This is a genomic window from Pseudomonas sp. CH235 (assembly GCF_004368175.1).
In the GTDB taxonomy this organism is placed as follows: Bacteria; Pseudomonadota; Gammaproteobacteria; order Pseudomonadales; family Pseudomonadaceae; genus Aquipseudomonas; species Aquipseudomonas paraglycinae.
In genome coordinates, this window is the sequence record NZ_RRZJ01000010.1 from 102935 (window position 1) to 129422 (window position 26488).

The following is a 26488-nucleotide window of genomic DNA, read 5'->3' on the forward strand; positions in this document are numbered from 1 at the left end:
CCGACAAGAGAGGATTCGATGACTTACACCGCTGCCGAAAACCGCTATGACTCCATCCCTTACCGCCGCGTCGGACGCAGCGGTCTGGTGCTGCCGGCGCTGTCCCTGGGCCTGTGGCACAACTTCGGCGACAGCACGCCGATCGACACCCAGCGCTCGTTGCTGCGCACGGCGTTCGACCTGGGCATCAACCACTTCGACCTGGCCAACAACTATGGCCCGCCCTACGGCAGCGCCGAGATCAACTTCGGCCGTCTGCTGCGCGAAGACTTCAAGCAGTATCGCGACGAACTGATCATCTCCAGCAAGGCCGGCTGGGACATGTGGCCCGGCCCTTACGGCCAGGGTGGTGGTTCGCGCAAATACGTGCTGGCCAGCCTCGACCAAAGCCTGCAACGCCTGGGCCTGGACTATGTGGATATCTTCTATTCGCACCGCTTCGACCCGGACACCCCGCTGGAAGAAACCGCCAGCGCCCTCGCCACTGCGGTGCAGCAGGGCAAGGCGTTGTACATCGGTATCTCGTCGTACTCCGGGGTGAAAACCCGCGAAATCGCCGCGTTGCTCAAAGAGTGGAAAGTGCCGCTGTTGATTCACCAACCGGCCTACAACCTGCTCAACCGCTGGGTGGAAAAGGACCTGCTCGACACCACCGACGAACTCGGCACCGGCGTGATTGCATTCACTCCGCTGGCGCAAGGTTTGCTGACCGACAAATACCTCAACGGCGTGCCGGCGGATGCGCGGGTCAATCGTCCGGGCGGTGGCTCGTTGCTGTCTTCGCACTTGTCCGAGGCCAACATTGCTCATGTGCGGGCGTTGAATGAAATCGCCAAACGTCGTGGCCAGAGCCTGGCGCAACTGGCATTGGCGTGGACGCTGCGGGATCCGCGGGTGACTTCGGCGCTGATCGGTGCGAGCCGACCAGAGCAGATTGTCGAGAACGTCGGGGCGTTGAAGAACCTGAGCTTCAGTGCGGAGGAACTGGCGGAGATTGACCGGTTTGCCCAGGAGGGCGGGATCAATCTTTGGGAGAAGCCTTCGACGGCGGAGTGATCGAAACTGGGGTGGGTCAGATAGATCCACCCCCTCACCCCAGCCCTCCCGAAACGTCGGACCGCCCCCAGGGGGGCGAGGGGGAAAGGGAGCAAATCTCCGTGCTTTTCAAACCTGAGTTCGATTCGATATTTCAGGTCGGTGTATAGCGACAAAACACCTCGGTCAGTCCCCTCTCCCTCCGGGAGAGGGTTAGGGTGAGGGGGCTCTTGATTTTGCTCTGGCGTTAAAGGCTCAGCGAAAAAACGGCACATCCCCCAACACCGTAGCCCGCTGCATCACTCGCCGCGCCGGCCGGTAGTCATCCACCGCGTAATGCTGGGTCACGCGGTTATCCCAGAATGCAATGTCATCCTTCTGCCAGCGCCAGCGAATGGTGAACTCCGGCCGCGTCGCATGCGCGAACAAGAACTTCAACACCGCTTCGCTCTCGGTCTCCGACAGCTCATTGATCTTCGACGTGAACCCTTCGTTGACGAACAGCGAACGCCGTCCGCTCACCGGATGCGTGCGAATCACCGGGTGCGACAGCGGTGGATTTTTGCGCCTCGCGGCTTCCCACTGCGCCAGTGCTTCCGGCGTGGTGCCGTAGCGCTCCAGCGGGAAGGATCGGGTGAAATCGTGAGTCGCAGTCAGCCCTTCAAGCAGCGCTTTCATTGGCGCCGACAGCGCCTCATACGCGGCAATCCCGCTGGCCCACAATGTGTCGCCACCGAATTCCGGCAGCAGCTTGGCGCTGAGCACCGCGCCCATGGCCGGGGTCGGCAGGAAGGTCACGTCGGTGTGCCAGATCGCGTTGTCGCGCACGTCGGTGACGGCGGTGTCGAGGATCAGCACTTCCGGCTGTTCCGGCACGTTCGGGTAGATCGGGTGAATGTGCAGATCGCCGAAGTAAGCGGCGAAACGCGCTTGCTGCGACGGCTCGATCGGTTGATTACGGAAGAACAGCACCTGGTATTTGAGCAGTGCCTGCTCGATGGCGTCGCGCTGTTCCAGGTTCAGCGGCTGGCTGATGTCGACGCCGCTGATCTGTGCGCCGAGGGCCGAGCTTAAAGGGGTGATGTTCAGGCTGCTCATGGTGGTTCTCTTCAATTCCGGGGCCCCGAAACTGTCGGGGTAGTCAGTGCTGAAAAATCAGTGGGCCTGGCCGTGCCACGGCACCAGTTTGCGTTGCAGGGCGCGCAGGCCCATCTCCATCGCGAAGGCGATCAGGGCGATGACCAGAATCCCCAGCACCACCACATCGGTGACCAGGAACTGCGCGGCCGACTGCACCATGAAGCCCAGGCCGCTGGTGGCCGCGATCAGTTCGGCGGCGACCAGCGTCGACCAGCCGACACCGAGGCCAATGCGCACACCGGTCAGAATGTCTGGCAGGGCGCTTGGCAAAATCACATGGCGGATCAGTTGTGCGCGAGTGGCGCCCAGTGACTGCGCGGCGCGCAATTTGGCCGGGTCGACGGTGCGCACGCCGGTGGCGGTGGCAATCGCGATCGGGGCAAAAATCGCCAGGTAGATCAGCAGCACTTTCGACAACTCGCCGATACCGCACCAGATCACGATCAGCGGCAGATAGGCGAGTGGCGGAATCGGCCGGTAGAACTCGATCAGCGGATCGAGCACGCCACGGGCGATGCGGTTGGCACCGATGGCAATGCCCACCGGCACCGCGGTCAGAATCGCAAAACCGAGGCCCAGACCGATGCGGCTGAGGCTCGCACCCAAGTGCTGCCACAGCGTCGAATCCATGTAGCCCGTGGTCGCCAGCAACCAGCCTTTTTGCAGCACGGCGGACGGTGGCGGCAGGAACAGCGGTTCGATCAGACCGGTGGCCGTGACGGCCCACCAGATCACCAGCAACGCGAACAGGGTCAGCAGGCTGATCCAGCGGGTGCTGAGGCTGCGACGCACGGGAATCACCACCGATGTGGCGGCGGGTTTCACGGCGGTGGCGGAAACGTCGTAACTGCTCATGCGCGCTCCTGCCGCTGAACGGCGCTGCGTTGCGAGAACACTTTGGCCAGCACGTGTTCGCGGGTTTCGATGAAGCGCGGATCGGACTTGATCGCCCGTGCCGATTCGCCGGCGGCGTAACGCTGGCCGAAGTCGAGATGCAGGCGCTCGACGATCTGCCCCGGATTCGGCGCGAGCAGAATCAGGTCAGTGGCGAGGAACACCGCTTCTTCAATGTCGTGAGTAATCAGGAACACCGGTTTGGCGGTGCGTTGCCAAACTTGCAGCAACAGCTCCTGCATCTGTTCGCGGGTGAAGGCGTCGAGGGCACCGAAGGGCTCATCCATCAGCAAAACACGCGGATCGGCGGCGAGGGCGCGGGCCAGGCCGACGCGCTGCTTCTGGCCGCCGGAAAGCTGCCAGATGCGACGGTGTTCAAAACCGGAAAGGTCGACCAGCGCGAGCATTTCCCGGGCACGCTGTTCGCGTTTGTCCTTGGCCACACCGGCCAGTTCCAGACCGAAAGCCACGTTGGCCAGCACGTCCTGCCAGGGCAGCAGGGCGTCGTCCTGGAACACCACGCCGCGTTCGGCGCTCGGACCTTTGACCGGCACGTTGTCGAGGGTGATGCGGCCGGCGCTCGGTTCGACGAAACCGGCAATCAGGTTCAACAGCGAAGTCTTGCCACTGCCGGACGGGCCGAGGGCCACCAGCAATTGCTGAGGGCCGAGGGTCAGGGAAATGTCGGACAGTACCGGTTCCGGGCTGCCGGGATACTGTGCGCTGATGCGCTCCAGCTGTAGCAAGGCCATCGCAGTTAACTCCCGATCAGTTGGTGATGTACTTGGCGCTGACGTACGGCGCGTAGTCCGGCAGTACCGCTTCGACCTTGCCTTGCTCCTTGAGGAACGCAGCGGTGTCGGTGATGGCTTTGGTGGTCGGAGCGCCGAGGTCGCTGACTTGATCCGCTGCCAGCGGGTAGACGTTGCCTTGCAGCAGCAATGGGATGTCGCTGGCTTTGGCGCCGGAGAGTTTCACCAGCTTGTCGACGTTGCTCTGATTGGCCAGCCAGGCTTTCGGATCCTTGCGGTAGTCGGCGTAGGCGTCGAGGGTGACCTTGGCGAATGCGGTGACGATTTCCGGGTGCTTCTCGGCGAAGTCCTTGCGCACGATCCAGGCGTCGAAGGTCGGCGCGCCGAACTTGGCCAGCTCGCCGGAAGTGATCAGCACTTTGCCGTTTTCCTTGGCCACACCCAGCGCCGGATCCCAAACGTAGGTGGCGTCGATGTCACCGCGTTTCCACGCGGCAATGATCGCTGGCGGGGCGAGGTTGAGGACGGTGACTTTCGACGGGTCGATGTTCCAGTGCTTCAGCGCGGCCAGCAGGCTGTAGTGACCGGTGGACACGAACGGCACGGCGATTTTTTTGCCGATCAGATCCTGCGGGGTCTTGATGCCGGAGCCGTCGCGGGCGACCAGTGCTTCGGCGGCGCCGATCTGGGTGGCGATGAGGAAGGTTTCCACCGGAACTTTGCGGGTGATCGCAGCGGTCAGCGGGCTGGAACCGAGGTAGCCGATCTGCACGTCGCCGGAGGCGATGGCGGCGATGATGTCGGCACCGTTATCGAATTTGCGCCAGTTGATGTCGGCCTTGGTGGCTTTCTCGTAGGCGCCGTCGGCCTGGGCGACTTTCGCCGGGTCAACGGTGGTCTGGTAGGCGACGGTGAGGTCGGCGGCCTGAGCCAGGAAACTCGCAGCAGCCAGAGAGGCCACGGCCAGCAGGCGAAGCGGGAAATTCAGTTTCATTGAAGAGCTCCATATCAGGCGACCGAGCGTCGGCGTGAAAGGAGACTAAATGATCTAAGAATCTAAAAATAAATAACTTTTTAGAATGAGCTTATGAGCGGAAAAATCTAAGCGTGGGAGAGTGGGGGCTTTTCGGATTATCGGTTCGGACTTGAAATCCTTACCCCCTCACCCCAGCCCTCTCCCCCAAGGGGGCGAGGGGGAAAGGGAGCCGATCGAGGGCTTTTCACAATCGGAGTTCGGCTCGGTATTTCAAGTCGGCGTAGCTCTGATAAACACTGCGGTCAGTCCCCTCTCCCACCAGGAGAGGGCTAGGGTGAGGGGGCTGCGATCCAACGCCGATCAATCAGTTGCTGATCGCCAAAATACTCGCCTGATACGACCCGACAAACACGTCGAAATCGCCCACCTCGTTCTGCTCAAGGTCAGCCTGTTGCGCCAGCGACGAACGCGCCAGTTCTTCAAACTTCGCCTGTTCCTCAGCCGCCAACGGTTCGCTGCGGAAGAACTCGGCGTGGGCCTGGCTCTGGCGCAGGGAGAATTGCGCGAAGCTTTCCTTGTGCGTGGCCATCGCCGCCAGCACCTGAGCCGAAGGCGTCAGGGACGAATCCTTGACCTTGGCCAGTTGCGCATCGAGCGCCTTGCTGTGGGCATCGCCGCCGTGGCTTTGATCCAGCAGCGCCGCCAGCGGAGCGATTTTTTCCAGCAGTTCGGCGGCCCATTCCTTCAGCTCCACCGGTTGGCCGTCGCGCTGCAATTGCAGGCCCGGACGGCGACCTTCCTTGACCACGCTGAGGAAGTTGGAGGTGGCGTTGCCGCAGGAGTTGTTGGTCAGCAGCGGGCTTTCGTTCAGCGCGCAGTACAGCAGGAACGCGTCGAGGAAGCGCGACTCGGTGAGGTCGATGCCCATCGGCAGGAACGGGTTGATGTCCAGGCAGCGTACTTCGACGTACTGAATGCCACGGGCCATCAAGGCCTGGATCGGCCGCTCGCCGGTGTAGGTCACGCGTTTCGGGCGGATGTTGGAGTAGTACTCGTTTTCGATCTGCAGGATGTTGGTGTTCAGTTGCACCCACTCGCCATCCTGGTGCGTGCCGACTTCGACGTACGGCGCGTACGGCGTGGCCACCGCTTTGCGCAGGCTGTCGGTGTAGCTCGCCAGGTCGTTGTAGCAAGGGGTCAGACCGGCCTGGGCGTTGCTCTGGTAACCGAGGTCGCTCATGCGCAGGCTGGTGGCGTAGGGCAGGTACAGGGTGTCCGGATCCAGCTGTTCCAGCTGGTGCGCACGACCGCGCAGGAAACCCGCGTCCAGCGCCGGCGAAGCACCGAACAGGTACATCAGCAGCCAGCTGTAGCGGCGGAAGTTACGGATCAGCGCGATGTAAGACGACGACTGGAAATCCCGGTCGGTGCCGATGAAGCCTTCGGCTTCCTTGAGCAACGGCCAGAGTTTTTCCGGCAGGGAGAAGTTGTAGTGAATCCCGGCGATGCACTGCATGGTCTTGCCGTAACGCAGAGCCAGGCCCTTGCGGTAGACGTACTTGAGCTGACCGATGTTGGAGGTGCCGTAATAGGCGATCGGGATATCTTCCTCGGCCGGCAACGGGCACGGCATCGATGGACTCCACAGGTACTCGTTGCCGAGCTTGCTGTAGGCGAAGCGATGAATCTTGTCCAGGCTCGCCAGGGTATCGGCCGGGTCTGGCAGGGCAGGCGTGATGAACTCCAGCAGCGACTCGGAATAGTCGGTCGTGATCTGTTCGTTGGTCAGCGCGGAACCCAGGGCTTCAGGGTGCGGCGTTTGGGCCAGGCGGCCTTCGCCGTTCACGCGCAGGCATTCACGTTCGATACCGTGAAGGCACTGCTCAAGCAGAGAGAGGTTAGCGCGCTCGCCGAGCAGAGCCAGGCGGCGGTTGAGAAGTTCGCTCAATTTGGATTCCTTCACGCGTCAGTCGCCCCAATATGGGGGTGGGCAGGACGGTCTACAAGGGTGAAGTTGAAACTGGCGTTTTCGCCTGGTTTTCGGGCCATGAAAGCCCCATTGGAAACGCCAACTTCAGTCCCTGAATCTGGCAGACGCGGGCGAGGAAAACTCCGACGCTGCGATCACAGCGCCGAAATTAACTCAAAATGATGAACAACATCTACAGGACAGCGAACGTGCCTTGCGCTTTTGCGACCAGTTTGTCGCCCTGCATCACGTCGGCTTCGACCACCAGCGTGCGCCGGCCCGGGTGGATCACCCGCGCCGTGCACATCACCTCGCCTTCGGAGACGGCGCGGATGTAGTTGATCTTGCACTCGATGGTCGCGCTCTGCTGGTCAAAGCCGTGGGTGCTGGAGCAGGCCAGCCCCATGGCGATATCGACCAGACTGAACAGCGCGCCGCCGTGCAGCTTGCCGCCGCGATTGCGCAGTTCGGGTTCCAGCGCCAGGGCGACTTGCGCCACCCCGGTTTCCAGGCTGTGCAGGCGGCAGCCCAACAGCTTGAAAAACGCGCTCTCGACGAGCCCGGCTGGCATATCCATCAGCGTTTCTTCAACTGCTTGGCGTTGGCAAACAGCGACGCCATCGCGTTATTCACCGGAGCCGCCGGGGTGCTTTCCTTGCGTGGCGCCGAACCCTGCGACTGGCGTGGCGCCGAGCCCGGACGCGAGCCACGGGCACCATCGATCTTCTCGCCCGGGGTGTCGCTCATGCGCATCGACAGGCCGACGCGCTTGCGCGGGATGTCGACTTCCATGACCTTCACTTTCACCACGTCACCGGCCTTCACCGCTTCGCGCGGATCCTTGATGAACTTCTCCGACAGCGCCGAGATGTGCACCAGACCGTCCTGATGCACGCCGATGTCGACGAACGCACCGAACGCGGTCACGTTGGTCACCACGCCTTCGAGGATCATCCCCAGTTGCAGGTCCTTCAGGTCCTCGACGCCTTCCTGGAACTCGGCAGTCTTGAACTCCGGACGCGGGTCGCGGCCCGGTTTTTCCAGTTCCTGCAGAATGTCGGTGACGGTTGGCAGACCGAAAGTCTCGTCGGTGAATTTCTTCGGATCCAGACGCTTGAGGAACGCCGCGTCACCGATCAGCGAGCGAATGTCGCGGTCGGTTTCAGCGGCGATGCGTTGTACCAGCGGATAGGCTTCCGGGTGAACGGCCGAGGAATCCAGCGGGTTGTCGCCGTTCATCACACGCAGGAAGCCGGCGGCCTGTTCGAAGGTTTTCTCGCCCAGACGCGCGACTTTCTTCAAGGCCGCGCGGGTCTTGAACGCGCCGTGTTCGTCACGGTGGGCCACGATGTTTTGCGCCAGGGTCGCGTTGAGGCCGGAGATCCGCGCCAGCAGCGCCACGGAGGCAGTGTTTACGTCCACGCCCACGGCGTTCACGCAGTCCTCGACCACGGCGTCCAGGCCGCGCGCCAGTTTCAGCTGCGACACGTCGTGCTGGTACTGGCCGACACCGATGGATTTCGGATCGATTTTCACCAGTTCGGCCAGCGGATCCTGCAGACGACGGGCGATCGATACCGCGCCACGGATCGACACGTCCAGATCCGGGAATTCCTTGGCTGCCAGTTCCGATGCCGAATACACCGATGCGCCGGCTTCGGAGACCATGACTTTGGTCATTTTCATCGCTGGGTATTTTTTGATCAGTTCGATCGCCAGTTTGTCGGTTTCACGGCTGGCGGTGCCGTTGCCGATGGCGATCAGATCGACCGAGTGCTTGGCGCACAGGGCGGCCAGGATGGCGATGGTCTGATCCCATTTGTTGTGCGGCACGTGCGGGTAAACCGTGGCGTGATCCAGCAGCTTGCCGGTGGAGTCGACCACCGCAACCTTGCAACCGGTACGCAGGCCCGGGTCGAGGCCCAGAGTCGCGCGCGGACCGGCCGGGGCGGCCAGCAGCAGGTCGTGCAGGTTGTGGGCGAACACGTTGATCGCTTCGGTTTCGGCGCCGTCGCGCAGCTCGCCCAGCAAGTCGGTTTCCAGGTGGGTGTAGAGCTTGACCTTCCAGGTCCAGCGCACCACTTCGCTCAGCCATTTGTCGGCCGGACGGTTCTGGTTCTGGATGCCAACGTGCTGGCCGATCATGCCTTCGCACGGGTGCAGGGTGCCCGGCAGCTCTTCGCCGACTTTCAGCGCGGAGCTGAGAATGCCTTCGTTGCGGCCACGGAAAATCGCCAGCGCGCGGTGCGACGGCATGCTTTTCAGCGGTTCGTCGTGTTCGAAGTAATCGCGGAATTTCGCGCCTTCCTCTTCCTTGCCGGCGATCACGCGGGCACTGAGGGTGGCTTCCTGCTTCAGGTAGGTGCGCAGTTTTTCCAGCAAGTTGGCGTCTTCGGCGAAGCGCTCCATGAGGATGTACTTGGCGCCTTCCAGTGCAGCCTTGGCATCGGCCACGCCTTTTTCGGCGTCGACGAAGCGCGCGGCTTCGGTTTCCGGGGTCAGCGACGGGTCGTTGAACAGGCCGTCGGCCAGTTCGCCGAGGCCGGCTTCCAGGGCGATCTGGCCCTTGGTGCGGCGCTTCTGCTTGTACGGCAGGTACAAGTCTTCGAGGCGGGTCTTGGTGTCGGCGAGTTTGATTTCGCGCTCCAGCTCAGGGGTGAGTTTGCCCTGCTCCTGAATGCTGGAAAGAATGCTGATGCGCCGTTCGTCGAGTTCTCGCAGGTAGCGCAGACGCTCTTCCAGATGACGCAGTTGGGTGTCATCGAGGCTGCCGGTCACTTCTTTCCGGTAACGGGCGATGAAGGGAACGGTAGAGCCTTCATCGAGTAGCGCGACGGCCGCTTCGACCTGTTGTGGGCGTACGCCGAGTTCCTCGGCGATGCGGCTGTTGATGCTGTCCATAAAACCACCTGACAAATTGTGAAAGCAGTCTCGCAGGCGCGTAAATAAAGGCCCGGAGTCTGGTAGGGCGGCTTGATGCTGGCCGCTGCCTGGGTCAAAAGGCATCCCATTGACCCGTGAAATCGAACAATTACTGCGGCGCCCATGAAAATAAGGGACGGCCACCTGCGGTAACGATTCAGACGTTGCCTGACACAAAAGGCCGCGCATTATAACCAGCGTTCTGTCATTCGGGGGCGACGCAGTCTGTAGGCACAAGCCCCGGTTTTCTGGCAGTGAAGGAAAAATCTGCTAACAATGCACACGGTGCGTATAACGGCAGCTACGCCATAATGCGCGCCGAGCTAAAAGGAGCATCCAATGAGCAGCACTGCACAAACTGCTGAAGGCGAAAAAATTCTCATCGTTGACGACGATCCGGGGCTGAGCAGCCTGCTGGAACGCTTTTTCGTCAGCAAGGGCTACCGTGCCCGCGCCGTACCGAATACCGAGCAGATGGATCGTCTGCTGTCGCGTGAAGTGTTCAACCTGGTCGTCCTCGACCTGATGCTGCCGGGCGAAGACGGCCTGACCGCTTGCCGCCGCCTGCGGGGCGCGAACAATCAGATTCCGATCATCATGCTTACCGCCAAGGGCGACGAACTGAGCCGTATCAAGGGCCTGGAACTGGGCGCCGACGATTACCTGGCCAAGCCCTTCAACCCGGACGAGCTGATGGCTCGCGTCAAAGCCGTGCTGCGCCGTCAGGCCGCGCCGGTGCCGGGCGCGCCGGGCAGTGAAGAAGAAAACGTCACGTTCGGCGATTACGTGCTGTCCCTGGCTACCCGCGAACTCAAGCGCGGCGACGAAGTGCACATGCTCACCACCGGTGAGTTTGCGGTACTCAAGGCCCTGGTGATGAACGCTCGTCAGCCGCTGACCCGCGACAAGCTGATGAACCTGGCCCGTGGCCGTGAGTGGGATGCCCTTGAGCGTTCCATCGACGTGCAGATTTCCCGTCTGCGCCGGATGATCGAACCCGATCCGTCCAAGCCGCGCTACATCCAGACCGTCTGGGGTGTCGGCTACGTGTTCGTGCCGGATGGCAACTCCACCAAGTGATGGGTGATTTGTAGGAGCGGGTCTGCGGGAAACGGTCGGAAACGCCGTCAGCGCAGACTCGCAATCCGCAATATGCGAGCATTGCTCGCTCCTGCAAGTGTGTAGCGGTTATCCATGAAAACCCCCGTCTGGTTCCCCCAAAGTTTTTTCTCCCGCACCCTGTGGCTGGTGCTCATCGTCGTATTGTTTTCCAAGGCATTGACCCTGGTTTATCTGTTGATGAACGAGGACGTGCTGGTGGATCGCCAATACAGTCACGGCGTCGCCCTGACGTTGCGTGCCTACTGGGCCGCCGACGAAGAGAACCGCGCGAAAATCGCCGATGCCGCGACCCTGATCCGCGTGGTCGGTGCCGGTGTGCCGGAAGGCGAACAGCACTGGCCGTACAGCGAAATCTACCAGCGGCAGATGCAGGCGGAACTGGGTGCCGACACCGAAGTGCGCTTGCGCATGCACTCGCCGCCGGCCTTGTGGGTTCGCGCGCCGAGCCTGGGGGATGGCTGGCTGAAAGTCCCGCTGTATCCACACCCGTTGCGTGGCCAGAAAATCTGGAACGTGCTCGGCTGGTTCCTGGCGATCGGCCTGCTGTCCACGGCGTCTGCGTGGATTTTTGTCAGCCAGCTCAACCAGCCACTGAAGCGTCTGGTCTACGCTGCCCGGCAACTCGGCCAGGGCCGCAGCGTGCGCCTGCCTATCAGCGACACCCCCAGCGAAATGGCCGAGGTTTATCGCGCCTTCAACCAGATGGCCGAAGACGTCGAGCAGGCCGGTCGCGAGCGTGAGCTGATGCTGGCGGGGGTATCCCATGACCTGCGGACGCCGCTTACCCGTCTGCGGCTGTCACTGGAGTTGATGGGCGATCGCACCGACCTGACCGACGACATGGTGCGTGACATCGAAGACATGGACGCGATCCTCGACCAGTTCCTCGCCTTCATTCGTGATGGTCGGGACGAGTCGGTGGAGGAGGTGGATCTCAGCGATCTGGTGCGTGAAGTGGCGGCGCCCTATAACCAGACCGAAGAGAAAGTGCGCCTGCGCCTGGAGCCGATCCAGCCGTTTCCGTTGCGTCGGGTGTCGATGAAGCGCTTGCTGAACAACCTGATTGGCAACGCGTTGAATCATGCTGGCGGCAGCGTGGACGTCGCGGCGTATGTATCCGGTGACACCAGTGCGCCGTATGTGGTGCTGAGCGTGATGGACCGTGGGGCGGGGATCGATCCTTCCGAACTTGAGGCGATCTTCAACCCGTTCACCCGTGGCGATCGTGCCCGGGGCGGGAAGGGCACCGGGCTGGGCTTGGCGATCGTGAAGCGGATTGCGTCGATGCACGGCGGCAATGTCGAACTGCGCAACCGCTCCGGTGGCGGACTGGAAGCACGGGTTCGATTGCCGCTGGGATTGATGCTGCCAAGAGATGCCGTTTAACGGCAGCCTCAAGCGGCAAGTTTCAAGCTACAAGCTACAGCGGCTTTTACTCGCCACTTGCAGCTTGTAGCTCGCCGCTGTTTTTTATCCCTTGCCTTTTGTGCGGGTCATGTTCGGCCCGCCATTCTTCTCGAGATGCTCGATGATGATCCCCGCCACGTTCTTGCCCGTGGTGGTTTCGATCCCTTCCAGCCCCGGTGACGAGTTCACTTCCATCACCAGCGGCCCGTGGTTCGAGCGCAGGATATCCACACCCGCCACCGCCAGGCCCATGACCTTGGCTGCACGCAACGCGGTCATGCGTTCTTCCGGGGTGATTTTGATCAGGCTGGCGCTGCCGCCCCGGTGCAGGTTGGAGCGGAACTCGCCGGGCTTGGCCTGACGCTTCATCGCCGCGATCACCTTGTCGCCGACCACGAAGCAGCGGATATCGGCGCCGCCGGCCTCCTTGATGTATTCCTGCACCATGATGTTCTGCTTCAGGCCCATGAACGCCTCGATCACCGACTCTGCCGCCGTCGCGGTTTCACACAACACCACGCCGATCCCCTGGGTGCCTTCCAGCACCTTGATCACCAGCGGCGCACCGTTGACCATGTCGATCAGGTCGGGAATGTCGTCCGGCGAGTGGGCGAACCCGGTCACCGGCAGGCCGATGCCCCGTCGTGACAGCAGCTGCAACGAACGCAGCTTGTCCCGCGAGCGGGCGATGGCCACCGATTCGTTGAGCGGAAACACCCCCATCATTTCAAACTGGCGCAACACGGCGCAGCCATAAAACGTCACCGACGCGCCGATCCGCGGGATCACTGCGTCGAAACCCTCCAGCGGTTTGCCACGGTAGTGGATCTGCGGTTTGTGGCTGGCAATGTTCATATAGGCGCGCAAGGTGTCGATCACCACCATTTCATGCCCGCGTTCGGTTCCGGCTTCGACCAGACGGCGGGTGGAATACAGACGCGGGTTCCGCGACAGCACAGCGATCTTCATGCAACACCTGTGGAGGAGGTAGATACCGGGAACACCGGCTTGTCTTGTACATATTTGATGCCCGGATTGACCACCAGCTGGCCGTCGATCAGGGCTTTGGAACCGAGCAACAGGCGATAGCGCATGGACTTGCGGCAGGCGAGGGTGAACTCGATTGGCCAGACCCGGTCACCCAAGGCCAGGGTGGTGCTGATCACGTAGCGCACCTGGGCCTGACCGTTCGAACTCTTGATAGTCTTGCGTGCCACCAGCGGCGCTTCGCATCGCCGATGGCGTAACTGCACGACGGTGCCCAGGTGCGCGGTGAAGCGCACCCACTTCTCGCCGTCACGTTCGAACGGCTCGATGTCGGTGGCATGCAGGCTGGAGGTGCTGGCGCCGGTGTCGATTTTTGCCCGAAGGCCGGCGACTCCCAGATCCGGAAGCGCCACCCACTCGCGCAGACCGATAACGGTCAAATGGTCAAATGTCTTCAATGGAAAAACCAACGATTAACGCGTCCACGCTTCAGGGGACACCTGGGCTAACGCTTTGAATGCGGGTCTGGCGAACCAGTAACCCTGCATCAGAAATATTCCGCAGTCCGCCAGGAAATCCCGTTCACCCGCACTCTCTATGCCTTCGGCGATGACTGTAACGTCCAACTCCGCACAGATTGTGACAATCCCCCGAACGATAGCCTGACGAACACGGTCACGGTCGATATCGCGGATCAGCGCCATATCGAGCTTGATCAGGTCCGGTTGGAAATCGGCCAGCAGATTGAGCCCCGAATAGCCGGCACCGAAATCGTCGATGGCCGTCTTGAAGCCGAATTCGCGGTATTCACGCAGAATATTGGTCAAATGGCGATAGTTATCTACGTGCTCGCTTTCCAGTGTTTCGAAAATCAGCCGGTCGATCGGGAAATTGTGTTTTCTGGCAGCCTCCAGGGTGCTGCGAATGCATAACTCTGGACGATAGACGGCGTTGGGCATGAAGTTGATCGACAAGTGTGTCTGCATATTAAGCTCGGCTGCGCCTTCGATGGCGCGAGTCCGGCAGAGCTGGTCGAAACGGTAGCGGTTATCTTCTGTAACCTGATCCAACACGGTTAAAGCGCCTTCACCAGCCGCACCACGAACCAGTGCCTCGTAGGCGTACACCGACTCGTCACGCAGATCCACGATGGGCTGATAAGCGAACGAAAAATCGAAGCCCAGCGGCTCGCTTTGCTGGCAGCCCAGGCACCCGGATTTGGGCGAGGTCAATGAAGACGGAAATTTGGTCACTCGATCACTCCATGCCGTTGAACCGGCGAAGATCACAGTTTATCTGGAGGGCCGGATTCTTGCGCCCGACAGAATCGGTAGTACAGTTCCGACTACTGGCTGAACGAGGAATTCATATGGCGCAAAAACAGGAAGAGGACGACAAGGTCCGTCTCGACAAGTGGCTGTGGGCCGCGCGTTTTTTCAAGACTCGCGCTTTGGCCAAGGCTGCCATCGAGAGCGGCAAGGTGCATTGTCGGGGAGAGCGCTGCAAGCCTGGCAAAGAGCCACGCATTGGCGATGAGTTCGAGATTCGCACGGGCTTCGACGAGAAGACCGTTGTGGTTCAGGCCCTGTCGATCGTGCGTCGCGGTGCACCTGAGGCGCAGACGCTGTATGCCGAGACCGAGGCGAGTATTGCCAAACGTGAAGCGGCTGCGGCGATGCGCAAGGCGGGCGCCTTGGGCGTGACCACCGACGGCAAACCGAGCAAGAAGCAGCGCCGGGATCTGTTTAAATTTCGTGGGAACAGTAGCGGCGAATAAAAAAACGCAGCCTGCCGGCCTGGGTTCAAGACCCGCCGGCGGCTGCGTTTTTTTCAGTAACCGTTGATTACTGCGCGGACACCACACTCATCCGCGAAACCATCGGCAGTTTGCCCAGCAGCCGGAAAACCGGCGCCGTGACCTTCAACCAGAAGTTCGCCGCGTGATAAGCAAACGGCGTGTAGTAACCCCAGCCCAGTGCCCACACCGCCAGCAGCATGCCGCCGATATAATCGTCCTGGCCCCAATGAGCACCGGCGACCAGACGCGGCAACATGAACAGCAGTGCCAGACCCCAGATCACCAGAAACTGACCAGCCGTACGGCTGAACACGCCCATGAACAGCGCCCAGATCAGCAGCACCGAAGCATGGTCACCGGGGAAACTCTGGCTAGAGCGATCCTTCAGTTCCCAGGTCTTCTCCAGATGCGGGAAGTAATCGCTGATATGCACGGCACCTTCGAGCACCATCGACGGGCTGCTGTGCTGCCAGCCCATGTGATCGGCGAACTTGGAAAACAGCGCGCGGATCACCACCATCAGCAGCAGGATCGAAAAAAATCCGAAAAAGGCGCGACGCACGTCAATCGCCCTGAACACCCAGTCGCCCTTGATAAGCAGCGCTAGCAGAATCAGGCCGACGACGATGTCGAACGGTCGCAGACTTGCAATTGCCCAGATGTGGAGCCATATGGGGTTGCTGGCCAGCGGTGCATTGAGTGAGCGGAACAGCCACTCGTCGAAAATCACACACAGCATCTGGCCCGTAGGCCATAACCAGAAAGCCAGTAGTGCCAATGGCACGATGTTGCACAGAACCAGCCGGCCGAGGTTCCACCTTGATTGGAACAAACCCGGATTGTTCATAAAATGCCTCCCGTGGCTGAACATCGGCATCAAAAAGGATGCCAGAAGCGCGGGATTTTCATTCTTTGTAACCATTTTGTCATCACATTCAGATACCCAGACCTATGACCGATTTCCTCGATACCGATTACACCCAACGCTTCATCTTCGATGACAGCGACACGCGCGGCGAACTGGTGTCGCTGGAGCGCAGCTATGCCGAAGTGCTCGCCAAGCACCCGTACCCGGAGCCGGTTGCGCAATTGCTGGGCGAACTGATGGCGGCCGCCTCGTTGCTGGTGGGCACCCTGAAATTCGATGGCTTGCTGATTCTTCAGGCCCGTTCCGAAGGCCCGATTCCGCTGCTGATGATCGAATGCTCCAGCGAGCGCGAAATCCGCGGCCTGGCGCGTTATCACGCCGAGCAGATTCCTGCCGACGCGACCCTCGGTGATCTAATGCCGAACGGTGTCCTGGCCTTGACCGTCGACCCGATCGCCGGCCAGCGTTACCAGGGCATCGTCGACCTCGACGGCGAAACCCTGTCCGACTGTTTCACCAACTATTTCGTCATGTCCCAACAGGTCGGCACTCGTTTCAAGCTGTGCGCCGATGGCCGTCGTGCCCGTGGTCTGCTGCTGCAGCAACTGCCGGCCGATCGCCTGAAAGACGAAGAAGAGCGCGCCGCCAGCTGGCAGCACATCACCGCGCTGGGCAACACCCTGACCGCTGATGAACTGTTGAGCCTGGACAACGAAACGGTTCTGCATCGCCTCTACCATGAAGAGCAGGTTCGTCTGTTCGATGTGCAGACACTGCGCTTCCACTGCAGCTGCTCCCGCGAGCGTTCGGGCAATGCACTGGTCAGCCTGGGGCTGGAAGATGCGCAGGCGCTGGTGGCCGAGCAAGGTGGAAAAGTCGAGATCGATTGCCAGTTCTGCAACCAGCGCTACCTGTTCGATGCGGCAGATATCGCTCAATTGTTCGCTGGAGCGGGCGTCGAGACGCCGTCAGATACCCGGCACTAAAACGGTTCAGCGCAGGTAAATTCACTGCTCAACGACGGAATTACGCCGTTACGACGGGAGGGCCCTACTCTTTTTGGGCTTTTCTGGCATAATCCGGCCCACTTTTTTCGCGGTAGTAGTGCACGACTTTCTACTACAAAACGTTTGGAGCACACTCGGCCACTGGCCGACGGGGAACCTCATGACGCAAGCCAATAACGCCGTGTACACCGATCTGAGTGTTGATGATCTGGTAAAAGAAGCCCTGAACCGCGGTGAAGGCGAGCTTGCCGATACCGGCGCTCTGGTTGTTCGCACCGGTCACCGCACCGGCCGTTCGCCAGTCGACCGTTTCATCGTTGAAGAGCCTTCCACCCAGGCTGCCATTGCCTGGGGCCCGATCAACCGCAAGTTCCCGGCCGACAAGTTCGACGCGCTGTGGGCTCGTGTTGAAGCATTCAACAACGCGCAAGAGCATTTCGTTTCCCACGTGCATGTAGGCGCGGCCGAAGATCACTACCTGGCCGTGAAGATGACCACCCAGACTGCCTGGCAGAACCTGTTCGGTCGTTGCCTGTTCATCAACCCGGCCCAGTACAACCCGGCCGGTCGCGAAGAGTGGCAAGTGCTGAACGTCGCCAACTTCGAGTGCGTGCCTGAGCGTGACGGCACCAACTCCGACGGTTGCGTGATCATCAACTTCGCCCAGAAGAAAGTGCTGATCGCCGGCATGCGTTACGCCGGTGAAATGAAGAAAGCCATGTTCTCCGTGCAGAACTTCCTGCTGCCGGCCGCTGACGTGCTGCCAATGCACTGCGCTGCCAACATCGGCGAAGAAGGCGACGTGACCCTGTTCTTCGGTCTGTCGGGCACCGGCAAGACGACCCTGTCCGCCGACGAAAGCCGTTACCTGATCGGTGACGACGAGCACGGCTGGGGCGAAGGCGTTGTCTTCAACATCGAAGGCGGTTGCTACGCCAAGTGCATCGACTTGTCCGAGAAGAACGAGCCGGTCATCTGGAAAGCCATCAAGCACGGCGCGGTACTGGAAAACGTCGTGATCGACGACGCCAAGCACGCCGACTACGCCGATGTCAGCCTGACCCAGAACAGCCGCGCGGCCTACCCGCTGGAGCACGTTGCCAAGCGTTCCGAGAAGAACCTGGGCGGCGAGCCAAACGCTGTGATCTTCCTGACCTGCGACCTGACCGGCGTCCTGCCGCCAGTGTCGATCCTCAACGAAGAACAAGCGGCCTACCACTTCCTGTCCGGCTACACCGCACTGGTGGGCTCGACTGAAATGGGTTCGGGCAGCGGCATCAAGTCGACCTTCTCCACCTGCTTCGGCGCACCGTTCTTCCCGCGTCCGGCCGGCGAATACGCTGAACTGCTGATCAAGCGCATCCGCGGCTTCGGCTCCAAGGTCTACCTGGTCAACACCGGCTGGACCGGCGGTGGCTACGGCGTCGGCAAACGCTTCAACATCCCGACCACTCGTGCAGTGATCGCAGCGATCCAGAGCGGCGCGCTGATCGGTGCAGCCACCGAGCACCTGGACACCATCAACCTGGACGTGCCACTGGCCGTACCGGGCGTCGAAACCAACCTGCTCAACCCACGCAACACCTGGGCTGACAAGGCTGCGTACGACGAAGCTGCCAAAGCACTGGCCGGTCTGTTCATCGAGAACTTCAAGAAGTTCGAAGTGAGCGACGCGATCAAGGCTGCCGGGCCTAAGTTGTAAGACTTAGTTCTGGTGAATGAAAAAGCCGCCTCTTGAGGGCGGCTTTTTTGTGGGTGACGGGTTGGATTTCATTGTCAGATCAACTGCCATTATTCCCGCACAATCCGCGTTAAACAGCCAGAATAATGCTACTTAAGGAGCCGCGAATCCCCTGAGCATTTTCTCTCCAGCCATCATGGCCATTGCCGTCTGGTATGCAGCACTCGTAGTACTTCCACAACATCAACTTTGATTGCGTAGATGATGACGTAGTTTGGAGTGACGACGATTTCGCGGGTACCTTCCGCGATACCTTTTCGGTACAGGGCTGGGTGCTGGCGAGCGCTTTCTCCTTTCAGTTCGAAGGCCTCATCGAGTTCAATCGCTGCAACGGGATTTTCCTGGCTGATACGCTCCATGATGTTGTCTCGGTTATCCAGCGCTTCTTGGCGCCAGACCAACCTCATCAACGTGCTCGCTGACGAAGGGCATCCCGTTTGGCGGCAAATATCCTGCGAGCGTCTTCATCGCTGACGCTGGGTCTTGGGTCATCAATGCTGATTTGTACCTGTTGCTTGACCCATTCTTCATACGCAGCTGCTTCATGAGCTTGTTTCATCGCTTCGGCGCGATCAGGGCGAGCATAGGTTTTTATCTGTAGGGGGTCGTAACTGGAGGCGTCCACATCGAAGTGATTGATGCCCACTCCTTGCAGGTAGGTCACCAGTGTTTCAAGCCGCTTGAACAGACGTACCTGGCCACTGCGTTGTGCGGTCAATGAGTATTCTTTGCTTCCTTGCTGAATCTGAATCGACCAGCCACCGGGTTTGGCGACGATATGTGCGCTACTGATCGAACCGTTCTCAAACAGCCGCGTGAGAGTGCTGTGATCAATGGTTTCAGTGGTCATGAAGGCAAGCCCTTGGTTGAACAATGGCTCCCATCGTACGCAATCAATAATAGTTTGCAAAATTCTGATCCTTAAGTTTCGCGCCGGAGATGTCAGCGTCAGTGTTCGAGATAGGGGCAGACAGTTCTAGCTGTGAACACGCCTGCCGAGGAATTCGTCAGGCCGGCGCTTTCCAGTTGAGCATTCGTTGCTGGGCGACCTGGAGCAGGTCATAGCCGTCTTTGGTGAGAAGGTAGAGCGCGTGCGTGATGTGCGGGATGTCTTCTACGTCGGCGTGTTTGAAGCAGAGGCAGTAGAGGGTTTGCAGCAGGTCGCTTGAGGCGCGCAGGCGCTGGACGGCGCATTCGAGGATGTCTTGCGGGTTGGCTTCGGTGTCGATGACGAGGGGCTTGGTGTCGGTGAGGTTGGAGTCGAGTGGGCGGTAGCGATCGGAGTGGAGCTCGTTCCATGATTTCATTCTTTAGATCCTCAATTGCTTCGAATGAAGCCACCACATCGTGACCAAGCGACTGGAGGCGACTGTGTTCGGGTTGGTCAACCGGTGAGGATCATGCACATACCCGGCACGCTCGAAAGCGTCCCAAACACAGCCACCATAACGCTGCTGGCAATTGAGTGCCGGCAGCATACAGCGGACGCGAATGCATGATCCATTCGGGTGACCAAGCCCGAGTCGCTGAATTGGCAGCGACAGTCACAACTATAGGTTTCAGCCCACTGGCGCCGATAGAAGACAAGGCGCCGCTGCGTGTAGGAACGGGATGCAGATTCCGGCAGGCCGTTCCTACAGTTCAATCACGGTTTTCAACGAATCGCCCGATACCCCTCAACATCCAGCACACTCGTGGTCAGCCCGGTCGCCGGGCTGTAGATCGTGCCTTTCACCGTGGAAAACGGAACGCCTTTGCTCCCCAGCGAAACGTACCGTTCGCCCTGATCCAGCTCGGTGAACCAGGTGTAGGAGCACTTCTCCATCGCCTTGTATTTCGCTGCCGCGTTGACGATGGTGGCGGCATGGTTGCGCAGGTCGGCGTCGGTGAGGTTTAGGTTTTTGTCGAGGGCGGTGCCCCAGCGTTTCAGGCAGACCTCGGCAAAGTGGCGGACGATGAGGCCGGGTTCGGCCAGCACTTTTGGACCACTGTTGCCGTCGGCGGAGGCGTTGCCGACCAGGGTGGCGTGACGGCCGGGCATGGGGAAGATGCTGGTCTTGGTGCCGGTCGCGGTTTGCGGGATGACGCAACTGAAGCCCTTGGAGCGCTCATCCCGCGCATAGAAACCCACATATTCTTTTACGTTGCTGTTGAGCTTTACCCGTTGGTCCTGAAAGTTGCCAATACCTGGTACCGGGTCGATGGCAAAGATATTCACTGGAATGTTTTTCAGTGCACTGTCGTTGAACATGGCATTGGCCAGCATATGGCAACTGATACCGCCGCGGCTCCAGCCCACCAGATTGACTTTTGTTGGAATAACACCGTCCTTGCGAAAGGTTTTAATAATCTGTTCCTGTAACTTCTGTTGCGTGACGCTGCGATCGCCATAGTTATATTTGCGCCACAGCCAGGAACCTTCGACTTTTACATCTTCAATCGGAATGCCGGCGGCTTTTAGGCGGTTGTATTCCGCCTCTGTCAGTTTTTCGCGCTGCCAGTCGCACTTGCCTTTGATGATGTTCATCGCGTGCAGGACGTTTTCCTCCCAACCCTTGCCGAACAAGGTACCGCTGAGGCCGTAGTCCTTGGATTTTGTGAACAGTTCATCAGCTTGCAGGTTGCTGGTGCCGGGGCCATCGACCACGATCCATTCGGCGAACTCGCGGCCAACGTGATGAGAGGCAAGTGTGGAAACCAATTCACCGTCCCAATAGTTTTCGTGGGTGTCATCAAACTTTGTCGAACCCGTACCGCAAAAGAAAATAGTCAGCGTAGTCATGTTGTTGCTCTTGGTTGATGTAAGAGCAAACAGGCTAGTTCCGATCTTTGTTGTAATGGAAGTGATGGGTTGTTGCGAGCTTTGTAAGTTGGTCAGCTGGCTTTAACTATTTATTCGTTGTCTGGCAACTTCCAACAAGTCACAGCCGTCCTGCGTCAACAAATAAAGCGCATTGACGATGTTGGGGATATCTTTCACGTCGGCTTGTTTGAAACACAGGCAGTAAAGAGTTTCCAGCAGATCACTGGCGGCACGCAGGCGTTGATCGGCGGCATTGAGCAAATCACCCGGTGATGCTGCGGTGTCGATGACCATGACCGGGTTGTCGCCGTCGCAGGTCTTGAGAGGGCGAAAACGAGTATTCAGCGGTGTGAACATGTTCATGATTGAGGTGTGTCCTTTACGAAGTCGCTTCGGCGGGCCGACACAGTGTTTTCAGTCGCGCCGGCCACTATAGAAGGGCGCCGTCGAGTGGGACAAGACAGCCACAATGGACAGAATTCGTAGGGGTTTTTCCGGGGTTCGGGCATTTGCCCTACGCGTTTTTGCGGCTTTTTCACAGCCAAACCCTGATGGGCGAAATTTCCTACGTGTTTGTCGGGCGATTCCCGTTAAAGATCTGTATGGTGCGCGCCAGAATCCGTGGGGTGTTTCCAAACGTCCGACACAGACTTAAAGGGAATTAGGTATGCAGTGGCTACGAATGGCCTCGATCGTTTTGCTATGGGCCAGTGGTTGTCGTTTGGCGTTGGCCTCCGAGGCGGGCAATGGGCTGGTGCTCACGCAAGTGGAGCGCACCGAATGGCCGGACGCACTCACGACCCAGGCCAGCATCGACACGGCGTCCCGCGCCGAAGTGCTGATGTTCGGCAAGGCACTGCTGGCCAGCGAAGGCCTGGATGAGTCCGGGCTGAAACAACGTCTGGGCGTGCCGCATGTGCAGCTCAAGTCGATCCGCCAGGTGCGTGACGGCCTATGGGATCGTTTGCTCACCACCTATCGCAACGCCAGCCAGAACTGCGACGAGCAAGCGTTCTGTCCTCGGGTGCGCAGTGTCGCCGACCTGCGTCAGTTGGCGGCGGCATTCACTGGTGATATCAGCCCGGCCCATGCACTGTGGGCCAGCAAAAGCCAGGGCGTGCACGAGCAACTATTGAACGAGCAATTGCGAGTGGCGGTGTTGCAGCCGTAGTCCCGCCGTCACAGTCCCGCCGTCACGACGTTGGCCAAAGGCTGGAGGTCGTCGGGTATCATCCCGTATCGATTTGACCCCGACCTTTTCTCGACGCGCTGCGATCGCCCGCTAGGCTGTTGGCATCACAGCGGTCAACGGAGTGACAGCGAATGCACAACACCCTGGAACAGGTTTTCGGTTATCCACAGTTTCGACCCGGCCAGGAGACTGCGATCAGCGCCGTTCTCGCCGGGCGTTCGGCCGCCGCGATATTTCCCACCGGCTCCGGCAAGTCCCTTTGTTACCAGGTGCCGGCGCTCTTGTTGCCACACCTGACGCTGGTGGTCTCGCCGCTGCTGGCGCTGATGCAGGATCAGCTCGAGTTTTTGCGACGACACGGGATTTCGGCAGGCAGCATCGATTCGGCGCAGAGCCGCGAAGATGCCAATGATGTGATGGCACGTGCCCGTTCCGGCGAACTGAAGATCCTGATGATTTCCGTGGAGCGCTTGAAGAACGAGCGCTTTCGCAATTTTTTGCAGCAGGTGCCGATCTCGCTGCTGGTGGTGGATGAGGCGCACTGCATTTCCGAATGGGGCCACAACTTCCGCCCCGACTACCTCAAACTGCCGGACTACCAGCGCCAGTTCAACATCCCGCAAACCCTGCTGCTGACTGCCACGGCAACGCCGAAAGTGATCGCCGACATGCAGGCGAAATTCGCCATCGCGGCAGAAGATGTGGTGACCACCGGTTTCTATCGACCCAACCTCAATCTGCTGGTCGAGCCGGTGCGTGGGCAGGACAAGCGCCGACGGCTGGTGGAGTGGATGAGCGAGCGCGCGGGGCAGCCGAGCATCGTCTACGTCACGCTGCAGAAAACCGCCGAGCAGATTGCCGAACATCTTGAGCGCAATGGCATTCAGGCCGAGGCTTATCACGCCGGTTTGCCCCATGAGCAACGGGACGGGATCCAGAAGCGCTTCATGGGCGGGCAGTCCAATTGCATCGTCGCCACCATTGCCTTCGGCATGGGCATCGACAAGAGCGACATCCGCAACGTGGTGCATTTCGACCTGCCCAAATCCATCGAAAACTACAGCCAGGAAATCGGCCGCGCCGGACGTGACGGGCAGCCCTCCGACTGCCTGGTGCTGGCCAACCGCGACAGCCTCAACGTGCTGGAAAACTTCGTGTATGGCGACACGCCGGAACAGGACGGCATTCGTCATGTGCTCGACGAGTTGCAGGCCGCCGCGCCCGAAGGCCAATGGGAATTTCTGCTCGGGCCGCTGGCGGACCAGAGCAACATTCGTTCGTTGCCTTTGAAGACGTTGCTGGTGCAACTGGAGCTGCGAGGACTGATTGCCCCGCGCTACGCGTACTACGCCGAGTATCGCTTCAAATACCTGCTGGAACCCGAGGCGTTGCTTGAGCGTTTCGAAGGTGAACGGAGGGATTTCGTCGCCGCGATCATCCAGACCTCAAGCCGCGCACGCACCTGGGCCACGGTGAATTTCGAGGCGATGTACGAGCAGTATTCCGCCGAGCGCAACCGGGTGGTGAAGGCGCTGGATTACTTTCAGGAGAAGGGCTGGGTCGAGCTTGAGAGCAAGCAAATGACCGAGGTCTACAACGTCCAGCGCAGCGATTTCGACAGCCAGGCCCTGAGCGCTGAACTGCATGACTATTTCACCCGCCATGAGCAAACCGAAGTGGCGCGGATTCACGCCATGCTCGAGCTGTTCGCCACCGAGCGATGCCTCGGATATCGGCTGGCCGAATATTTTGGCGATCACAATGCACCGCAGCAGTGCGGACATTGCTCGGTGTGTCACGGGCAAGTCGCCCGGCTGCCGGCGCCGCCGGAATTGCCGGCGCTTGTGGATAAAAACTTTACGGAGTTGTGTGGAGAATTTATCCACAGGCACCAGCAGCACGCTGGCAGCGCTCCGTCGGCGGAGCGGTTGACCCGGTTCCTGTGCGGAATCAGCGTACCGTTGTTTACCAAGCTAAAGGCCCGGGCCATTTCCGGGTTTGCGGCGCTGGAAGAATATCCCTACGCGGAGGTTCGGGCCTGGGCTCAGGCGCATCTGTGAGGTCTCGAATCCATCTGGTGAATGTCGATCATCACGGCAATGAACTTCAAAAATGCCCGGTGGCTGACTATGGTGATGGCTGTCTTCGGATCGCCAACAAGAGAACAACATGAGCCAGACATCCTTCGCTATTCAGCAGGCCGCCGTGATCGGCGCCGGCACCATGGGCCGCGGCATCGTCATGTGCCTGGCCAACGCCGGCGTGTCGGTGCAGTGGGTCGATAACAATCCACAGATGCTCGAGCAGGCGCTGGCCACCGTGGCCGATACCTACGCGCACAACGTGCGACAGGGACGGATCGACCAGGCCGAGGCCGATGCGCGGATTGCCCGTATCAGTGCGGCGCCAGACTATGTGGCGATCCGCAATGTCGACCTGGTGATCGAAGCGGTGTACGAGAATCTTGAGCTCAAGCAGAAGATCTTCCGCGAGCTCGATGGCGTGCTGAAGCCCGAAGCGCTGCTGGCGAGCAATACCTCGGCGCTGGACATCGACGCCATTGCCGCCGCGACACGGCGTCCGACTCAAGTGCTGGGCCTGCATTTCTTCAGCCCGGCGCACATCATGAAGTTGCTGGAAATAGTCCGTGGCGCGCAGACATCACCGGCTGTGCTTGAGGCTGCGCTTGAGCTGGGCAAGCGCATGGGCAAGGTCAGTGTGGTGTCGGGTAACTGCCACGGTTTTATCGGCAACCGCATGCTGCATCCGTATGTGCTCGAAGCGCGCAAGATGTTGCTCGAAGGGGCGTATCCGCATCAGGTCGATGCGGCGTTGCAGAGTTTCGGTTTCGCCATGGGGCCGTTTCGCATGTACGACGTGGTCGGCATCGATCTCGAGTGGCGTGCCCGCGAGCTCGCCGGCAAGGGGCAGGACGCGCCCGAGGTTCAGGTGGATAACCGCTTGTGCGAACAGGGTCGCTTCGGTCAGAAGTCCGGCAACGGTTATTACCACTACGAGCCGGGCAGTCGTCAGGCCGAGCATGATCCCGAGGTCGATGCGCTGGTGTTGAGTGTCAGCGAAGGGTTGGGATTTCATCGGCGGGATATCGGCTCGGAGGAGATCCTTGAGCGATGCCTGCTGGCGTTGGTCAACGAGGGCGCGAAGATCCTGCAGGAAGGGATTGCCGAGTCGGCGCATGACATCGATCAGGTCTATCTGAATGGCTATGGCTTCCCGGCGGAGCGGGGCGGGCCGATGGCCTGGGCGGACGATCAGGGGCTGGCCGATATTCACAAGCGATTGCTGGCGCTGGAGACCCGGCAGGGTGATCACTGGCGGCCGGCACAATTGATCGGCGAGCTGGCGGCGCGCGGCAAGGGTTTTTATCTTTAGACTGAGCAGATCACTTCAGGAATCGACACTGATGTCCAACCCGATGCCGCAACGCAGCAATTACCCACACTTCCAGCCGATCACCACGCGCTGGCATGACAACGACGCCTACGGTCACGTCAACAACGTTACCTATTACAGCTTCTTCGACACGGCGGTGAACACCTACCTGATCCAGGTCGGAGGGCTGGATATCCATGACGGCGAGGTGGTGGGATTTGTGGTGAGTTCGTCCTGCGACTACTTCGCGTCGATCGCTTTTCCGGATCGAATCGAGATTGGCCTGCGGGTCGGCAAGCTGGGCAACAGTTCGGTGCAATACGAACTGGCGGTGTTCAAGGAAGGAGAGGGCGAAGCCTGTGCCGCCGGGCGCTTCGTGCATGTATTCGTCGACCGGGCGTCCAATCAGCCGGTGTCGATTCCGGCCCCGCTGCGCGATGCGCTGGAACGCCTGACGGTGTGACAGGCCAAAAAAAAATCGC

26 protein-coding genes are annotated in these 26488 nt (G+C 60.1%); 10 read left to right on the plus strand and 16 right to left on the minus strand.

The window, feature by feature from the left end; genetic code table 11:
• The first annotated feature begins 18 nt into the window (after positions 1 to 18).
• On the plus strand, positions 19 to 1056 hold the full coding sequence (gene mgrA / locus EIY71_RS13260) for an L-glyceraldehyde 3-phosphate reductase (RefSeq protein WP_134021955.1): 1038 nt from the start codon (positions 19 to 21) through the stop codon (positions 1054 to 1056).
• A 234-nt stretch (positions 1057 to 1290) separates the two neighbouring features.
• Here the strand turns inward: mgrA and tauD are convergent, their stop codons facing one another.
• From tauD to EIY71_RS13295, 7 genes are all read right to left on the minus strand, one after another.
• Positions 1291 to 2133 (minus strand): taurine dioxygenase, encoded by an 843-nt coding sequence (gene tauD / locus EIY71_RS13265; RefSeq protein ID WP_129974194.1) that lies wholly within the window; start codon positions 2131 to 2133, stop codon positions 1291 to 1293.
• 57 nt (positions 2134 to 2190) lie between these two features.
• Positions 2191 to 3030: a taurine ABC transporter permease TauC gene (gene tauC / locus EIY71_RS13270; RefSeq protein ID WP_064382739.1), complete on the minus strand. Its 840-nt coding sequence runs from the start codon at positions 3028 to 3030 to the stop codon at positions 2191 to 2193.
• Entirely contained in the window at positions 3027 to 3821 is a 795-nt protein-coding gene (gene tauB / locus EIY71_RS13275; protein WP_011331959.1) for a taurine ABC transporter ATP-binding subunit, read from the minus strand. Before tauB ends, tauC begins: the two co-directional genes overlap by 4 nt.
• A gap of 16 nt (positions 3822 to 3837) precedes the next feature.
• Complete coding sequence (gene tauA / locus EIY71_RS13280) at positions 3838 to 4815, minus strand: taurine ABC transporter substrate-binding protein (protein ID WP_134021957.1); 978 nt, start codon at positions 4813 to 4815, stop codon at positions 3838 to 3840.
• 346 nt (positions 4816 to 5161) lie between these two features.
• Positions 5162 to 6745, minus strand: a complete 1584-nt coding sequence (gene gshA / locus EIY71_RS13285; protein ID WP_085746339.1) for a glutamate--cysteine ligase — start codon at positions 6743 to 6745, stop codon at positions 5162 to 5164.
• Between the two features lie 214 nt (positions 6746 to 6959).
• Positions 6960 to 7343 carry a PaaI family thioesterase gene (locus EIY71_RS13290; protein ID WP_102687497.1) on the minus strand — a complete coding sequence of 128 codons (384 nt, stop codon included), beginning with the start codon at positions 7341 to 7343 and terminating at the stop codon, positions 6960 to 6962.
• Positions 7343 to 9667 (minus strand): Tex family protein, encoded by a 2325-nt coding sequence (locus EIY71_RS13295; RefSeq protein ID WP_134021959.1) that lies wholly within the window; start codon positions 9665 to 9667, stop codon positions 7343 to 7345. The genes EIY71_RS13290 and EIY71_RS13295 overlap by 1 nt, the downstream gene beginning before the upstream one ends.
• A gap of 360 nt (positions 9668 to 10027) precedes the next feature.
• Here EIY71_RS13295 and ompR point away from each other — a divergent pair, with 360 nt between their 5' ends.
• Positions 10028 to 10768 (plus strand): two-component system response regulator OmpR, encoded by a 741-nt coding sequence (gene ompR / locus EIY71_RS13300; protein WP_007952694.1) that lies wholly within the window; start codon positions 10028 to 10030, stop codon positions 10766 to 10768.
• 114 nt (positions 10769 to 10882) lie between these two features.
• A complete protein-coding gene (locus tag EIY71_RS13305; protein WP_007952691.1) occupies positions 10883 to 12196 on the plus strand; it encodes an ATP-binding protein in 1314 nt (437 codons plus the stop codon).
• 84 nt (positions 12197 to 12280) lie between these two features.
• Here the strand turns inward: EIY71_RS13305 and rimK are convergent, their stop codons facing one another.
• From rimK to EIY71_RS13320, 3 genes are all read right to left on the minus strand, one after another.
• Positions 12281 to 13186 (minus strand): 30S ribosomal protein S6--L-glutamate ligase, encoded by a 906-nt coding sequence (gene rimK, locus EIY71_RS13310; RefSeq protein WP_007949201.1) that lies wholly within the window; start codon positions 13184 to 13186, stop codon positions 12281 to 12283.
• A complete protein-coding gene (locus tag EIY71_RS13315) occupies positions 13183 to 13602 on the minus strand; it encodes an ATP-dependent zinc protease (RefSeq protein WP_230737646.1) in 420 nt (139 codons plus the stop codon). Before EIY71_RS13315 ends, rimK begins: the two co-directional genes overlap by 4 nt.
• Positions 13603 to 13677: 75 nt before the next feature.
• Positions 13678 to 14457 (minus strand): EAL domain-containing protein, encoded by a 780-nt coding sequence (locus tag EIY71_RS13320; RefSeq protein WP_007952688.1) that lies wholly within the window; start codon positions 14455 to 14457, stop codon positions 13678 to 13680.
• Positions 14458 to 14573: 116 nt separating this feature from the next.
• On the opposite strand from EIY71_RS13320, the gene EIY71_RS13325 reads away from it, so the two are divergent.
• Positions 14574 to 14981, plus strand: coding sequence for an RNA-binding S4 domain-containing protein (locus tag EIY71_RS13325; RefSeq protein WP_007952687.1), 408 nt, complete (start codon positions 14574 to 14576; stop codon positions 14979 to 14981).
• Positions 14982 to 15048: 67 nt separating this feature from the next.
• Here EIY71_RS13325 and EIY71_RS13330 read toward each other — a convergent pair whose 3' ends face one another.
• Entirely contained in the window at positions 15049 to 15849 is an 801-nt protein-coding gene (locus EIY71_RS13330) for a phosphatase PAP2 family protein (RefSeq protein WP_102687500.1), read from the minus strand.
• Positions 15850 to 15953: 104 nt separating this feature from the next.
• Here EIY71_RS13330 and hslO point away from each other — a divergent pair, with 104 nt between their 5' ends.
• Both hslO and EIY71_RS13340 read left to right on the plus strand, forming a co-directional pair.
• A complete protein-coding gene (gene hslO, locus EIY71_RS13335) occupies positions 15954 to 16856 on the plus strand; it encodes an Hsp33 family molecular chaperone HslO (RefSeq protein WP_102687501.1) in 903 nt (300 codons plus the stop codon).
• 181 nt (positions 16857 to 17037) lie between these two features.
• Positions 17038 to 18579: a phosphoenolpyruvate carboxykinase gene (locus EIY71_RS13340; protein WP_007952682.1), complete on the plus strand. Its 1542-nt coding sequence runs from the start codon at positions 17038 to 17040 to the stop codon at positions 18577 to 18579.
• A 173-nt stretch (positions 18580 to 18752) separates the two neighbouring features.
• Here the strand turns inward: EIY71_RS13340 and EIY71_RS13345 are convergent, their stop codons facing one another.
• The 5 genes from EIY71_RS13345 to EIY71_RS13365 form a co-directional block, all read right to left on the minus strand.
• Positions 18753 to 19025, minus strand: coding sequence for a type II toxin-antitoxin system RelE/ParE family toxin (locus EIY71_RS13345; RefSeq protein ID WP_134021961.1), 273 nt, complete (start codon positions 19023 to 19025; stop codon positions 18753 to 18755).
• A complete protein-coding gene (locus tag EIY71_RS13350) occupies positions 19025 to 19468 on the minus strand; it encodes a hypothetical protein (RefSeq protein ID WP_039764743.1) in 444 nt (147 codons plus the stop codon). The genes EIY71_RS13345 and EIY71_RS13350 overlap by 1 nt, the downstream gene beginning before the upstream one ends.
• 157 nt (positions 19469 to 19625) lie before the next feature.
• A complete protein-coding gene (locus tag EIY71_RS13355) occupies positions 19626 to 19925 on the minus strand; it encodes a hypothetical protein (RefSeq protein ID WP_007952679.1) in 300 nt (99 codons plus the stop codon).
• 347 nt (positions 19926 to 20272) lie between these two features.
• Positions 20273 to 21400 carry a hypothetical protein gene (locus tag EIY71_RS13360; RefSeq protein ID WP_085746343.1) on the minus strand — a complete coding sequence of 376 codons (1128 nt, stop codon included), beginning with the start codon at positions 21398 to 21400 and terminating at the stop codon, positions 20273 to 20275.
• Between the two features lie 102 nt (positions 21401 to 21502).
• A complete protein-coding gene (locus tag EIY71_RS13365; protein ID WP_085746344.1) occupies positions 21503 to 21784 on the minus strand; it encodes a hypothetical protein in 282 nt (93 codons plus the stop codon).
• 304 nt (positions 21785 to 22088) lie between these two features.
• Here EIY71_RS13365 and EIY71_RS13370 point away from each other — a divergent pair, with 304 nt between their 5' ends.
• The 4 genes from EIY71_RS13370 (at position 22089) to EIY71_RS13385 (ending at position 26469) form a co-directional block, all read left to right on the plus strand.
• Complete coding sequence (locus EIY71_RS13370) at positions 22089 to 22592, plus strand: hypothetical protein (protein ID WP_007952668.1); 504 nt, start codon at positions 22089 to 22091, stop codon at positions 22590 to 22592.
• Positions 22593 to 22744: 152 nt separating this feature from the next.
• Positions 22745 to 24673 (plus strand): ATP-dependent DNA helicase RecQ, encoded by a 1929-nt coding sequence (locus EIY71_RS13375; RefSeq protein ID WP_085746345.1) that lies wholly within the window; start codon positions 22745 to 22747, stop codon positions 24671 to 24673.
• A gap of 109 nt (positions 24674 to 24782) precedes the next feature.
• Positions 24783 to 26006 carry a 3-hydroxyacyl-CoA dehydrogenase gene (locus tag EIY71_RS13380; protein ID WP_085746346.1) on the plus strand — a complete coding sequence of 408 codons (1224 nt, stop codon included), beginning with the start codon at positions 24783 to 24785 and terminating at the stop codon, positions 26004 to 26006.
• 31 nt (positions 26007 to 26037) lie between these two features.
• Positions 26038 to 26469: a thioesterase family protein gene (locus tag EIY71_RS13385; RefSeq protein ID WP_166673425.1), complete on the plus strand. Its 432-nt coding sequence runs from the start codon at positions 26038 to 26040 to the stop codon at positions 26467 to 26469.
• Positions 26470 to 26488: the final 19 nt, after the last annotated feature.